Source organism: Bacillus sp. GBSW19, from assembly GCF_002998655.1.
Classification (GTDB): Bacteria; Bacillota; Bacilli; order Bacillales; family Bacillaceae; genus Bacillus.
Genome location: NZ_PVRF01000004.1, coordinates 97,061 through 113,350, shown reverse-complemented (window position 1 = coordinate 113,350; position 16,290 = coordinate 97,061). Strand labels below are relative to the sequence as shown.

Genomic DNA, 16,290 nt, shown 5'->3' with positions numbered 1-16,290 from the left:
CTCCCATCTATTTTCGTTTTAATCTCTGTTTACGGCGGTTTTTCCCATCTGCCATCGCCTGTTTGCGGAGATTAGATGATTCAGTGACAGCTTGCTTTTCTTCCTTTACCCCATGTATCTTCTTCAGTTCGGCAGCCAATGACGCGATGGTCGGGTGGCTATACATCATGACTACCGGAACCTCTATGCCATAAATTGATTTGATATGACCGCTCATCTGCAGCAAATCAAGGGATGTCGCACCCATTTCAAAGAAGTTCTCATTCACATCCGGTTCATGATGAAAAAAGGAGCTGAGTACATCACTCAATGATGCTTCTAGACGATCATCTATGACCTTCGATATTTGTTGAGACGGCTCTTCTTCCTGCTGCATAGGTGTTAATCGATGTTTCATTCTCTCACCCATGTCTCGAACAGAAACAAGAATTTGCGGATAATCTAGACGCAGCACTTCCTGAAAGGCCTTTATCCCTTGTTCTGGCAAAATTCCCGCCTGCTCCTCAAGTGCCATCATGTCATTGACTTTGGCCGCTAATGCTGAGTCGTGTGCCATACCGACTTTTTCCCACCGATCCCAGTTTAAAGAAATCACTGGCTTTCCTTCCTGCCTCTTCGCATGAGCAAAGCTGTCCATAAAAGCATTGGAAGCCGCATAAGCCACTTGTCCAGCCGCTCCAAGAAAGGACACTAGGGATGAACAAAGTAAAAAGAAGTCGAGCGTTTCATCCTTGAGTGCTTCATCCAGCACATAGGTCCCGTTGATTTTTGCCTGACACATGCGAATTTCATCGTCTGCTGTTCTTGCTTGGATGATCTTCCCGTCTGCCTCTCCTGCCGCATGAATGACACCATGTAAATCACCAAATGACGTATGAGCCAGCTGGACCGCTTTCTGCACAGCATCTTGATCTGACACATCACCGTGTACAACTTGTACATGAGCTCCTAACCCTTCAAGAGTCATCAGCTTTTTCACGGTTTCAGCTTCTTTCCCCTCCGCATCACGCAGATCAAGCCATGCAGAGCGTTCACGTATTTGTACTCGGCTCATGAACACAAGTTTCACTTGATACGTTTCTGCTAAATGTTTAGCTAATGTGAAGCCAATGCCCCCCATACCGCCGGTCATGAGGTAAACGCCATGAGTCCTGAAAGGCTGCTTGGACGATTCCTCTTTGTTTAAAGGGGTGCTTGAAGCCTTTCGAACCCACCTGCTGTTCACGCGATACGCCACGACCGCATCTTGATCGTGCATTGCAACCTCGTATGAAAGAAATAGCGGCCAGTCCGCCTTTGTTTCCTGACATAAATCAATGTGCTGACACGCAATATGCTGATATTCTTGAGGAATGGTCAGAGCCAGCCCAGTACATGTTGCTTGAAGAGGATTGACCTTCTCCATCCCGATTACATCATGCGCTTGGTTTGTCACAAGATGAAGACGGATGGCTGTGTTATGATACTGGCTGATCAGCCTGACGAGATCGAGCACAGATAAGTAGTTTGGCTGATCACCTGTATCTTCTGTTAGTTCATCATGCATCCAGATGATCTCTTCCGGTATAAATTCAGATTGCTGCAGTTCAGCCATCACCCACTCTAAATGTGACAGCATATGAACGTCCGCCTTCATCAACTGGTCATTTTCTTTGATCGTATGATCACTTTGACAGACGCTGACAACCTCTGCATGCCGTTCTTTCAAATAAGCGCCAATATGACCATTTTTCTCAAAAACCAAGATACGCTTCCCTTGATGATGCTGCTCTTTTAGTACAGGTGCAGAGCGTTCCCATACCGGAATGTAAAACCAGTCTTGAAAATCAGCTGAGAGTTTCTCCCCCTTTTCTGATGGCGCTAAAGCGGTCATCAGCTGATCCGCTTTAAACTGCGGAGAGGGGAATATTTGATGCTCGAATGGATATGTTGGCAGTGACACTCGATATGGGGCCTTTTCTTTTCTGACAGCGCTCCAATTCGGTTCCACTCCAAAACTCCACAGCTTCCCTATAGCCTTTTTCATATATTCATCATCAGCAGCTTGTTCTTTTGGATGTCTCACCATTGAAACAGCCGCTGCTTTGTTCACATCATAGTCATCATGTCGTCTCACAAATTGAGTTAACGTATGACCTGGCCCCACTTCAATGAAAACCACTTCTCCAAGTCCAAGTAACGTCTCTACTCCTTGACTAAATAAAACAGGCTGCCTGATATGAGATGCCCAGTAATCAGGTGATGCGGCTTGTTCATTTGTTAACCAGCTCCCTGTCACATTCGAAAGGATCGGAATCTCGCCCTGCTGGTAGGTGATCTCCGAGAGAACGTTCTTAAACTGTTCGGACGCTTCATCCATCATACTCGTATGAAAGGCGTGAGAGGTTTTCAGCTTTTGGACAGAAGCTCCTCTTTTTTCAGCTTGTTCGAGATAAATCTGTAACCGTTCTGAAGGACCGGAAACAACAGATAATTGTGAGCTATTCACTGCAGAAAGCTCGACACCTTCTGGAAGATCATGTTCAATCTCTTCGGCAGGGAGTGACACACCGGCCATTTCACCTGGAGGCATTTTTTGCATCAAACTGCCTCTTTTTAAAACGATCCGGATGGCATCTTCAAGGTTGATCATACCGGCCACGCAGGCAGCCGTGATTTCTCCAATACTATGACCAATGAAATAATGCGGACGTATGCCTAGTCCCATCAGCTTCGATGCGAGCGCATACTCAAAACTAAACAAGATGATTTGTGTATATGATGTTTGCTGCATGAGTTGTTCTGCTTCTATGAACTCTTCTTCGGTTGTTGGATATAACACGTTCTCGATCTCAACACCTGATAACGATAAAATAATGGCAAAACATTTCTGAAGCGTTTCTTTAAATTCAGGGTCTTTCTCATATAAATCCTTGCCCATATTCACATACTGAGCACCTTGACCAGAAAACATCCAAACGATCGCAGGCTGTTGAAAGGCCTTTTGCGGCTGGCCGGCTGACTGGAATGTGCGGCCCGGACCTGCAAGAAAAGCTTGTCGATAAGGAAAATGCTTTCGTCCCTCTTGCAGGGTAAATGCAGCATCGGATAGTGTGACATGCTTATGTTCTTTTAAATAAGAGGTCATTTGTTCAGCAGACTTTTGAACCGCCTGCTTCGATCTTGCCGAAATCACCATTAGTTCATGATCTCTTTCTACTGACGGTTTGTCGGCGGCGGGTGCCTCTTCCATGATCAGATGTACATTCGTTCCGCCGACTCCAAATGAACTGACACCGGCACGCAGCGGCTGCTCTGATTTCGTCCATGGTACGGGTGTTGTATTTACATAAAATGGGCTTGATTCAAAATCAATTTTCGGATTCGGTTTTTTATAATGAAGGCTAGGCGGCAGCATCTGATGGTACAGACTAAGCGTTGTCTTGATAAAACCTGCAATCCCTGCGGCTGAGTCAAGATGACCAATATTGGTTTTCACAGACCCAATCGCACAAAACTGTTTTTTATCCGTTTGAAAAGCTTGCTTTAGTGACTCAATTTCAACTGGATCTCCAAGAGTTGTACCTGTGCCATGTGCTTCAATATAAGATATACTCTCAGCTTCTACACGACTGATGTTGAGTGCCTTTTTAATGACTTCGCTTTGTCCTTCTATACTTGGTGCTGTGTAGCCAACCTTCCGCCCGCCGTCATTGTTATAGGCTGAACCTTTAATCACGCCATAGATATGGTCCTTATCCTTTAGTGCCTGCTTTAATGATTTGAGCACAACAACTCCACAGCCCTCGCCGCCAACGGTTCCTTCTGCCTGTTCATCAAAAGCCCGGCAGTGCCCATCTGGCGACATGATCATGCCCTCTTGATACATGTATCCTTTTTTGTGAGGGGTCGTAATGGTGACGCCGCCTGCGAGTGCCATTTTACATTCTCCAGTAATCAGGGCGCGCGCCGCCATATGAATGGCAGTCAAAGAGGAAGAACAAGCTGTATCAACAGCTACGCTCGGTCCCTTCAAATTCAATTTGTAGGATACCTTTGTGTTCATGAAATCTTTATCTGTTAATTGAACAGCCGCAAATTGTTCAGATGAGTGATTCGTTCTCATCAGCATGGAAGCAGCTTGCCAATATAAATTAGCAGAAGCAGCTCCAAATAAACCAATCGGTTCCTGATAGGTTTCAGGGTTATAGCCTGCATCTTCAAGGGATTCCCATGCCACCTCATGAAACATGCGGATTTGCGGGTCCATTACTTCTGCTTCACGCTGTGAATAACCAAAGAAATCTGCATCAAAGTGATCATGCTGATCGACTGCTCCTTTAGCACGTACATATTGCTCATGGTCTAATGCTTTTTTCTCAACCCCTGCCTCAAGCAGCTCTTCCTTCGAAAAGAACGTAATGGACTCTCTTCCATTTGCAAGGTTGTCCCAAAAGTGATGAATATTCTTTGCTCCCGGAAAACGGCAGGCCATCCCAACCACTGCAACCTCTAATCCTGTGAACTTACTCATCTATCATCCCGCCTAACAGTTGAGCGGCACTTTCTAAGTCATCCGCTTCATTTTCTCCATCATCTTCGATTTGTTTCTCTTGCCCTGATGCTTTATTTTTTAATTGAGCAGCTATTTGCGAAACAGTTGTATATTGGAACAGCTCCATCACTGTCAGCTCCTGCTGAAACTCCTCTTTCACTTTATTGGACAGCTCTACGATATTAAAAGAGTTCCCGCCTAAGTCAAAAAACGGTTCATCTATACGAATCTGCGAAGCAGGGACTTGTAAAATAGAGGCGAAAATGCGAACAAGCTTCTGCTCTGTTTCATTATGTGCTTGAATGGTCAACGGCTCTTGATTGCCTGCCGCCTGATCTTCTGGATTCGGCAGTGCTTGGATATCCAATTTCCCTGATAGATTCAAAGGAAATTGCTCTATTTGGATGACATGTCTCGGCACCATATAACCTGGTAATCTTTCACTTAAAGACTGACGAAGCGCACGCTGATCTATCACTTGTTTTGCCATCATATATGCGCAAATGTATTGGTCCTGATCCTGCGTTTCCTTAGGAACGACAATGACATCTTGAATCAGTCCTTGCATATGCGGGTCATCAAGAATCGCTCTGCGGATTTCCTCTAGCTCAATTCGATATCCCCTAATTTTCACTTGACCGTCGTTTCTCTTGGCAAACTCTAATAAACCATCAAACCGCCATCTTGCAAGATCTCCCGTACCGTATAACATCCCGCTGCTGAGCTCTGGTTTTTTGATAAATTTCTCCTTGCTCAGATCAGGGTGATTGATGTACCCACGACCTACACCATCGCCAGTTATATATATTTCGCCAAAAACGCCAATCGGAACTGGCTCTCCTTGCGCATCACATATAAAAATATGCTCATTCGGCATCGGCTGCCCAATAGGAATGACTTGCTCATTCCAGTCTTTGGGAATCAAAAAGGATGATGACTGAACCGTACATTCAGTCGGCCCATACGCATTAATCATGATCGGTTTTTCACCTGATATATGCTGTAAAAATTGATCCATCAGCTCTTTTGTGAACACCTCTCCGCCCACCAGCAGCATATTCAAAGCAGGCAGGTCTTGTTTCGATTGCGCTGCTGCCTTGTTCATCAGCTTTAAATGAGAGGGGGTCACATCTGACAGCTGAATGTGGTTTTCTTGGTAAAACGACCATAACGCATGCCCATCCATACGGACTTCATCTTTGGCAATATGCAGCGTATGCCCGAGGAGCAATGCCGGGAACAACGTTTGCACAGACGCATCAAAAATGTGTGAAGCCAGCATCCCTACTTGCAAAGGATCAGGGAGCAGATCAAAAAAGCGCGTTTTCATTCCATATACCAAATTAATGACATGACGATGTTCAATAACGACCCCTTTTGGATGCCCTGTCGTTCCTGATGTATACAGGACATACGCCATATCCGAAGGCGAAATAGACCAAGTCAGATTCTCTTTTATTGGCGATTCTTGAAGCATGTCTTGAATCACATGAACCTCGACATCCAATCCTTCGTGCCCGTCCGCATCCGAGACAATAACTGCAGCACCGCTGTTTTTGAGCATATACCGAATTCTTTCGATCGGCAGATGGACATCAATCGGTAAATAAGCATAGCCAGCCTTTAAAATGCCAAGAATGGCAATGACCAGTTCAGCAGACCGATTCATTCTGAGACCAACTGGAGTCTCACGTGTCATCTCACTTTGAGACAGTCTAAGCGCAATGCGATTCGATAAATCATCAACCTCTTCATATGTATAGGAGGTGGTGCCAAACACAACGGCCGTTCGTGCTGGATGCAATTGGACTTGTTCTTGAAATAACGACACAATATCACGATCCACTGGATAAGCGAGCGACTCTCCTTGAAACGAATCAAACAGCTGACTTTTCTCCATATCAGATAAAAATGAGTGTGTGCTCATCGCTTGTTCAGGCGTTCTGAGACTTTGCTCTGTGAGTGTCATGAAATGTCTGGAGAACTGCTCCATCATTTGATCGTCATAAATGGAAGCATCCCAGTGAACTTCAGCATGAAAGTGATCTTGTTCTTTCTTCCAAACAATGAGCACATCCGCATGCAGCTGCTCTCGGTCAGCATGCCCATGCAATGGCTCAAACGCACATGCCAGATTGACACGCTTCTTGTCTTCTCCTACTGAATGCCAAAGCTCATCCATTAAAATATGAACAGGATAGTTTTGATGACGCACTGCCTCCTGAAACGATTGTTTCACTGCCTCTAGCCCTGCGCTAAAGCTCATATGAGGCTCAATCTCTGCCTTAAGCGGCAGCATATGATTGATGGCTGATTGATTGGCAGACTGTTCCATTGTAGGAACAGTCACCATCAACTCAGTTTTTCCGCTATAACGTTGAAGCAAGCCAAAAGCAGCTGTGGTCAGCACGATAAACAGGCGTAAATCAGAATCTCCACATAATTGCTTTAACGAATGGTTCATAGCCACCGGGAAGGACGAATGAAGCGATCGGTTTATTTCAGCAGGCTTGGCTTGCGAAACCGTATGAGGAATGCGGCCATCAAGCTGGACACCTGATAAAATAGATGTCCAGTAGGCTCTTTCCCTCGCCTTTTCCTTCGCCGCTGCTTTCAGTTGAAAATCATCATGTTCAATCACTCTTCCATTCACCTCTTTACTTATATTTTTAAGTCATCTAATTCGAAAAGAGATACGTCGTCTAATTGCTTGAATGAAGAAGTCAGTTCGATCTCTTCTATTCTCATCGCTTCTGCTGAAACAGCCCGCATGATGTCTTTCAGCAAGCCTGCAATCCGCTGAATGGTTTCCTCACTGAAAAGCTCAGTATTATATTCAATCGTTGAAGAAAGACCGTCTTCCTGCTCATACGCAATCCAGAGTAAATCAAAGCGCGACGTTCCTGTCTCATACGGATAATCACTAAAGGTTAAACCGCCTACCTTCAGTTCTGGCTGATTCATATTTTGCAAAGCGAACACAGCATCAAACAATAGATTCCGGCTGACACTCCGGCTTAACTGGAGGTCTTGAACCATTTGTTCATATTGATATTCTTGATGTCCGAAATCGCCGATGACATGTGCCTTCACATCCTGAAGGAATTGCTGGTACGTCAGCTCTGCTTTAGGATATAAACGAAGTGGCAGCATATTGACAAAGATACCGATGACTTGCTGCAGCTCCTCTTGTTTTCTGCCTGCTACCGGAACCCCGACCGTGATATCTGATTGTCCGCTTAATTTATGAAGCAAAATCTGATACACACTTAACAGACCCATAAACAGAGTGGCGTCTTCTTTTAAAATCATTTGCTTAAACGCGTTCAGCTCCGCTTCTTCTATACGGAATGTATAATGTCCACCGCGGAATTGTCTCACCTCTGGCCGATCGAAATCTGTTGGCAGATCAAGTAGCGGGGCACCCTCTAACCGGTTTTTCCAGTAATCACTCGATTCTTTCAGTGCTTCAGACGCAAGCATGTCATTTTGCCATTCTGAAAAATCTTTATATTGCAGAGCGAGAGGCTCAAGCGTCCTGCCGTCATATAACTGCATAAAGTCGTTGACCAAAATATCTTGAGAAAGACCGTCTGAGATAATGTGATGCATGTCCAGCATGAGCACGAATTCCTCTTCTGCCAGCTTCATCACACCGACTCTCATCAATGGAGCCTCACTTAACGTAAAGGCAGTCAAAAATTGTTCAATCACTTGTTTTTGATCTTCCTCAGATCCTTGTGTCGATCCCTTTGTGAGGTCAAACAATGTGACTGCAAATGGTACCTCTTCTTCAATCTTTTGATAAGGGACGCCATTCTCTAGTACAAACGCTGTCCGCAAACTTTCGTGTCTCTTAATGAGCTGCTGAAATGCCCATTCCAACCTGCTGATATCGAGTTTTCCTTTGATTCGCCCCGCTTTAAACTCGTTGTATCCTGTGCTGTTTACATCCATTTGCTGCATGAGATACAACCGTTTTTGCGCAGACGACAGAGGATAATGCTCCTTCACTTCGGCTTTTTCAATCGCATGATAAGCAGCAGTATCTGCTTGGTCGATATATGCTGCCATTAATCGTATCGTAGGTATTTGGAAAAATTGTGGCAGCGTCAGCTCTACACTAAATGCACGATGAATGATGCCAATGAAGGTAATCGCCTTAAGAGAATCTCCACCCATTTCAAAGAAATGATCATCTATGCCAATGTCATCAATCTTAAAGAATGCTTGCCAATGTTGACTTAATTCCTTCTCCAGCTCTGTTTCAGGTGCCGCATAATTCGTTGAAAGCGCTGGCCGAGAATACAAGTTTCCATCTTGTACATGCTCTCCGCCGCTCTCTTCCTCACGGGATAAACGGTCTACATATCTGTGAATACGATCATGTAAAGATGTTGTCGAAATAACCATTTGTTCCACTTGATCCAGTGAAAGCAATCGTTCAAAGATCATTCTTCCTTCTTTTTCTGTAATTAACGTTTCGGTGACATCATCTCCGATTGGAAGATCGAGCTGCTTCCCCTGCTCAAATTCCCAGCCGTCAAAGCTAATGACAGACCACTGTGTTTCTGAACGCAGATTGCGTTCATACACGTACGCATCGATGAAATGATTCACAGCTGTATAGGCTGTAAAACCGAGTCCGCCCAAGATCGGTGACAAAGATGACAGTACAAAACAGAAATCAAGGGATCGATCACCTAAGGCGGCATCAAGATGAAGTACGCCATTCATCTTCGCTTCAAAATGCGGCTCCGAAAATGTGACATCTGTTTGCTCCATCACCCGGAAAGATTGGTCGCCTGTCACTCCAGCTGCATAGATCACACCGTCGATCTGTCCATATGACGCATCCACTGTGTTGATCAATTGCTGGATATCTTCCCTGTGACGAACGTCTACTTTCTGTATGAGAACGTCTGCGCCTGTCTCTTCCAGTGCCATTACCTTTTGTATTTTTTTCTTTGTTGGATCCTGTTCATCGTGCGTAGACAGCCATTCTTGCCACTTGCTTCTATCAGGGAGTCCAGACCTGCTCGTTAAGATTAAGGTTCCCTTCGTTTGCTCGGCCAAAGTCTGGGCGATATTCAATCCAATAAACCCAAGTCCGCCAATTAAAATGTAGACACCATCTTTTTTAGCCAAATGAGCATGTCCTGTTTCGGGAACTGAACCTTTCGCATACTTTTTCACATATCGCTTATTTCGTCGATAGACCGTGAGAAGCTGTCCATACGCTCGATCTAGCTCATCGCTTATTTGCTTCAGCAATCGCTTTTCTTGAACCCCATTTTCCACCGGGCGATCAATATCAAGAATGCGGTAACGCAAGTTCGGTGTTTCTTGTGATATAACCATGGCAGGTCCTAGATGGATCGCTTTTTCAGGATAAAGTACAGGTTCACCGCCAACAGCATATGTCAATGAGGAAAGAACGGTAATCGATACCTTTTGGTCCAAAACATATTTTTTCAATGCCTGGCCGATATAAAGCAAGGAGTAATAAGCATCTTGCTGCGTTTGCTTCACCCATTCTTCTTCCGTGTGAGATGGCTGTCGTTCTGAAAGCCCCCATAGATGACAAACTTCTGACACGTTCATTTCGTCATCTGCCAGATTTGAAATGAGCCTTTCATAATCAGATGGCTCATGTGACCGAATGGTATAGCTTTTTTCGTCATGCTTCGTAAATTCATTTCCTTTACGAACCACTACGAACTCGTCCCGTTTCGTCAGGAGCTCAGCCGCAATCTTCTCTCCGAGAGCAGATGGCTCTGCAAACAAAAGCAAGGCTCCGCCAGATGTATCTTCTGATGGCACGCAAGGTAAAAGATCCGCTTCCCAATGAGGGGTATAGAACCATTCATCCATTTGCTGCTTTCGTCCAGACTGCTTTGGTTTTTCTTGTTTCACACGATCTGCTGCATCATACCAATAGGAGGTTTGATCAAACGCATACGTTGGCAGCGGCATTTTCCGCGGCTGACGGTTTAGATGGAACCTGTCCCAATCAATAGATAATCCGTTTGTCCATAGACGTCCGATCTGCCCAAGTAAAAATTCAGTATCCGTCACATCTTGTTTTGCATGTCTGAGCACATGACATACATGCTGATTCAGGCCGTTCAATGACCTGTTGACCATCACGCTTAAATCTTGTCCTGGTCCAATCTCAATTAATTGAATATTGTCCTCTTGTAAAATATTTGTGATGCCTTCAGCAAAGCGAACTGTATCGGTCATATGCCTTTTCCAATAAGACATATCTTTCGCACTCGTATCTGTCATCCAATCTCCTGACAAATTAGAAATAAATGGAATACGAAGTGTTTTGGCTTTCATATGCTTTAATTTTTCTCCGAATTGCTCCGCTGCCTCCTTCATGACATGTGAGTGGGCAGCAATGGTTCCACCTAACCGCATACACATCAATCTGTTGCTTTTCAGCTCTTGTTCAAATTCACTTATCGCCTCTTCTAGACCTGACACGATACATGATGAATCATTGACAACCGCGAGAGAAATATTTTTTGGAAGCATCGGTTTTAGCTCTGCCTCAGGTAATGGAACACTCATCATGACGCCAGCTGGTGACGATTGCATCGCATTCGCACGATAGGCGACCATGGACATTGCGTCCTTTAAGCTGAATAGCCCTGATATAGCGGCCGCTGTTAATTCGCCAAAGCTATAGCCGATCATTGCATCAGGACGAATGCCCCATTCAATGAAGAGCATGGATAAGGCATATTCAATGGCAAAAATGGCCGGCTGTGCATATTGAGTACTTGCTAATTTTTCACGCGCCTTTTCTGTTTCAGCCGCTAATGGGTAAAGAATACGGGCAAGACTTCGCCCCGTTGCTTCTTCATATGCTTGAAAACAAGCATCCATTTGCTTCTTAAAGTAAGGCTCTTCCCGGTACAAATCTAATCCCATATTGAGATATTGATTGCCTTGTCCAGAAAACATAAAAATAATCTTTTGTTGCTCCACATGCGAATGCATGAACTTTCCAATGCCCTTGCCTTGCTTTTCTGTTAATACTCGCAAAGCATCTTCTCTGCTTGCCGCAACAAATGCCTGACGGAAACCAAAGAACTGTCTTCCTGTTTGCAGAGTATAAGCTGCGTCTGCCAAATTGATAGAAGGCGTGTTTTCTATTTGGTTTACGAGTTTGTCTTTCATTCGTTCCAAGCTCGTTTTGCTCTTTGCTGAAAGAACAAGCAGCTCAGCAGAACGAGGCATTTGCTGACGATCTCTTTGTGGTGCTTCTTCTAATATGACATGTGCATTGGTTCCACCCATTCCAAATGAGCTCACCCCAGCCCGCCGCAAATGTGAAGCTGGCTGCTTCCAGTCAGTCAGCTCAGTGTTTACAAAGAAAGGGCTATGCTCAAATGCAATGTTTTCATTGGCTTTTTTGAAGTGAAGACTAGGTACAAATGTGTGATGCTGAAGCGAAAGCACAGCTTTGATCAAGCCAGCTGCTCCTGCCGCTGCATCCAAATGTCCAATATTGGTTTTGACAGACCCAATACGGCAAAATTGTTTTTTCTCTGTGTCGAAAGCCTTTGTGAGCGCCTCTATTTCAATCGGATCACCAAGTGATGTTCCAGTTCCATGTGTTTCTACATACTCAATCGTATCTGGTGAAACATCTGCTTGATGCAGGGCATCCTGAATGACACGTGTCTGTCCTTCAACGCTTGGAGCATTGAAACCAACCTTTTGATCACCATCATTGTTGATGGCAGAGCCCTTAATGACCGCATAAATATGGTCACCATCTTCTATGGCTTCACTCAGTGCTTTTAAAGCAACAAGACCAACACCATCTCCGCCAACCGTTCCATCTGCTTGATCGTCAAAGGCGCGGCAATGGCCATCGCTTGATTTCACCATGTTCTGCTGATAAACGTAGCCTGATTTCACTGGGTGCAGGATCGACACACCTCCCGCAAGTGCTACATCTGAATCACCATTTGCAATGGATTGACAGGCCAAATGCAAAGCGACCAAAGAAGTCGAACAAGCGGTTTGCAGCGTGAGCGCCGGTCCTTTCAAATTCAATTTATGGGCAATTCTTGTACTCACGGTATACGTATCATTGAGTGAACCCACTTCAAACAGCTCTGACATGCTGCTATCAAGGGAAGCTGCAAAACGCTGAATCCATTGAAAGTTCGATGTGGACCCAGTAAACAACCCAACTTTACCCGTATAATCTTCTTGCACATACCCCGCATCTTCCAGCGCCTTATAGGCGTACTCATGCAGGAGGCGTATTTGAGGATCCATCATTTCTGCCTGACCTGGCGAATAGCCGAAGAAGGATGCATCAAATAAATCAGGTCCATCAATCACACCTTTTGCCCTCACATAATCGGATCGTTCGAAGGTCTGACGGTCAATACCAGCTTCAAGCAGTTCTTCATCGGAAAAGAAGGAAATTGATTCTTCTCCATTCTTCAAATTTCGCCAAAATGCCTCAACATTTTTCGCACCAGGGAATTTACCAGCCATTCCAATAATGGCAATCGGCTCATTGGCTTTTCTTGTCTTTTGTTTCACAGGCTGCGTGCCTGCCGTTACCTGCTCTGAATCGCCGCTTAAATATGCGGCAAGCTCTCTAATCGTTGGACGGCGGAACATTTCGACCATTGGAATGCTTTGATTCAATTGCTTAGCGAGCTGTTGATTGACGTGGATTAAGTTGAGTGAATGCCCGCCAATGTCAAAGAATTTGTCATGAACACTTACCTCATCTAAGCCGAGGACTTTTTTCCAGATGTCTTGAATGACTTTCTCAGTATCAGAAAGATGGGCAGCGCCCGCCTGCTTATTCGTTTGCTGCGCCTGTTTCAAAGCAGGTAATGCCCGTTTATCTAGTTTGCCATTGGCAGTCAGCGGCATATCGTCCAATTGAACAAAGTGAGTTGGGATCATATAATCCGGCAGCTGATCAGCCAACGCTTGTTTCATTGCAGCTTGATCAAGTCTGGCTGTCGTGACAACATATGCGGCCAAACATGGTGTACCAGAAGCATCTGGCTTTACAACAACAGCTGCTGCTTTCATACCTGGCTGTTCATTCAGCCAAAATTCAATTTCACCTGTTTCAATACGATAGCCTCTCAGCTTCACTTGATCATCATTTCGACCTAAAAATTGAATGAGCCCATTAGGCAGAATGCGGGCTGCATCACCTGTTTTATAAATTTTTTCACCTGGCTGGAAAGGGTGATCGACAAACCTTTCTTCGGTGAGTTCCGGTCGATTCAAATACCCTTTTGCGACACCTTTCCCGCCAATATATAATTCACCGACGGTTCCTTCCGGCATGAGATTCATATGTCTGTCAAAAAGAAGAATATCTGTATGCTGTGCAGGCTTTCCAATCGGTACATACACGTCTTGATCAAAATCCTGGTCATATCGATGAATCATGCAGCCAACCACCGTTTCAGTTGGTCCATATTCATTCACAATTTCAATTGGCTGCGGGAAGGACTGCTGAATGGATTTCGCTAGAGATGTTTCCAGCTGTTCTCCGCCTAAAATGAAACATTTCATTTGGCTGTCTGGGAAAGACAAATGCTTAATAAACTGTAAATGAGATGGTGTCAGTTTCATCACATGTACGCGATTATCTTTTATGATGTCTTCGACAAGCAGCTGCCGGTTTTCATGGTGGTAAATCATGATGGTATTTCCTGAAATGAGCGGCGTGAAAATAGAAGTAACCGTCAGGTCAAAGGACAGTGAAGTATACAAAGCAAAATGCCTTGTTTCTCCTCGAACATATACTTGCTTCGCCCAATCAATATAGTTGGCTAAGCCAAGATGATGAATGAGTACACCTTTAGGTCTTCCGGTCGTACCTGATGTATAAATGCAGTAGGCTGTTTGGTCTGAGGTGATGGCTTCTGCCAAGTTGTCTGATGGTCCGGTGTATAGATCCGGCTGTGTGATATCAATTCTTTCTCCATGATAGGCATAGGTGAGCCCTTTAATTGGATGAGTTAAGAGCCATTCTACTCCGCTGTCTTCTAATAGATATTCTATTCGTTCCTGCGGGTATTCAGGATCAATCGGCACGTATGCACCGCCAGCTTTTAAGATCGCTAAGCATGCTATCACCATTTCAATGGAATGCTCTGCTAAAATGCCGACACGCTGCTCCTGTTTGACTCCTTTGTTTTGTAAATAATGTGCGAGCTGGTTCACTCTCTTATTGAGTTGTTCATATGTAACCGTCGTATCACCAAACTCAACTGCGGCTGCCGCTGGCGTTCGTTCCACTTGTGCTTCAAAAAGGTCAATCACCGTTGGTTCATTGCTAGATGTTGCCCCGCCATACTGCCGGAAGACAGCTAATTGCTTTCCTTTCTCTTCTTCTGATAGCAGCTGTAGCTGAGCAGCAGATTTGTGCGGATGAGCACAGGCATCAGACAGGAGATGAAGAAAATGCTGACACCACTTTTCGATTTGTTCAGCTGAAAAGCTGACGGGGTTATACACCAATGAAAAGTGCAGCTGATCATCAAACGCCTGGACACTAAGCGTGAGATCGAATTCTGTCTGCTCAGTCATCTCAAATCCACGAATACGAATAGGCTGATCGTTTTTCGTGAGCATTTGATCTAGTGGATAGTTTTCAATGACGACGATTGAATCAAATAACGATTGCTCTGCCGTCATTCCTGCATATTTCTTTAAATCAGATAGCGGTGTATGTTCATATTCATTTCTTACAGCTATCTCACGACTCACTTCCTGCATCTGTTCAAGAATCGGCCGCTCTTGTTCGAATGAGACCCGCAGCGGTAATGTGTTAATGAACAGCCCTGTCATCTTTTCAATATGAGGGACATCCGCATTTCTCCCTGATACTGTTGTCCCAAAGACAATATCATCTTGGTTGGCATACTTAGATAGCAAAACTCCCCACAGCGTATACATCACAGATGCGAGCGTCACGTCATATTGATTCGTGAATTTGCTCAGGCTCTCCGCAATGGAAGTATCCACTTGATGTTCATATTGATGAAAAACTTCTGAATTTTCATATGCGCCGCTTGACTTCGGAAGCAGTTCTGCATAACTCCAGCCATTGAAAACATTTTTCCAATAGGCGGCTTGTGCTTCTGTCTGTTGAAGGTTTTTTTGCTGCCATTTGACAAATGATTGGTAGGACGGTCTTTGTTCAAGAAGGGGTTTGTCCCCATTCGATAAGCGCTCATATGCACTCATCCAATCGCTTAATACAATCCCAAGGCTCCATCCGTCCAATAAAATGTGATGGAAGCTAATGAGAACCCAGCTGACTTCATCATTCACTTCACATAACGTCAGGCGAAATGGGACTTCCTGCAGATCAAAGCGTTCTTCTCGGTTCTGTGCCGTCACCTCCTCTTTCAGCACATGAAGAGGCTCCTTCGCTTGTGTCAAATCACGATATCGAATGTCTGGCTGGTGCTGCTTCAGCACAATTTGTACTGGTCTTGCGAGTTCCTGCCATCTGAACAATGTTCTAAGCATTTCATGCTGTTTGGTGACATTCGTCCATGATTGTTCAAAAATGTCTCGATCTATCGGTCCTTTTATTTCGATCAGCAGTTGTTCAAAATAAGCCGTTCCGTTCGGTTCCATTAAATGATGAAACAGCAGTCCCTCTTGGATCGTAGTGATACCTAACATATTTTCAATGTTCTGTTTATCCAGCTTCTGCGGCTGTAAAGCCATGGGAT

3 protein-coding genes are annotated in these 16,290 nt (G+C 44.7%); all 3 read right to left on the bottom strand.

What is annotated here, in order from left to right:
- Positions 1–7 precede the first annotated feature (7 nt).
- The 3 genes from C6344_RS16935 to C6344_RS16925 are packed head-to-tail and all read right to left on the bottom strand — an operon-like array spanning position 8 to position 16,285.
- Positions 8–4,513 carry an SDR family NAD(P)-dependent oxidoreductase gene (locus C6344_RS16935; RefSeq protein ID WP_106073127.1) on the bottom strand — a complete coding sequence of 1,502 codons (4,506 nt, stop codon included), beginning with the start codon at positions 4,511–4,513 and terminating at the stop codon, positions 8–10.
- Positions 4,506–7,175: a non-ribosomal peptide synthetase gene (locus C6344_RS16930; RefSeq protein ID WP_106073126.1), complete on the bottom strand. Its 2,670-nt coding sequence runs from the start codon at positions 7,173–7,175 to the stop codon at positions 4,506–4,508. The genes C6344_RS16935 and C6344_RS16930 overlap by 8 nt, the downstream gene beginning before the upstream one ends.
- A 20-nt stretch (positions 7,176–7,195) precedes the next feature.
- Complete coding sequence (locus C6344_RS16925; protein WP_106073125.1) at positions 7,196–16,285, bottom strand: hybrid non-ribosomal peptide synthetase/type I polyketide synthase; 9,090 nt, start codon at positions 16,283–16,285, stop codon at positions 7,196–7,198.
- Positions 16,286–16,290 lie beyond the last annotated feature (5 nt).

What these genes read in the sequence shown, in the direction of transcription:
- C6344_RS16935 (WP_106073127.1), bottom strand. Translation starts at nt 4,513, where the DNA reads ATGAGTAAGTTCACAGGATTAGAGGTTGCAGTGGTTGGGATGGCCTGC.
- C6344_RS16925 (WP_106073125.1), bottom strand. Translation starts at nt 16,285, where the DNA reads ATGGCTTTACAGCCGCAGAAGCTGGATAAACAGAACATTGAAAATATG.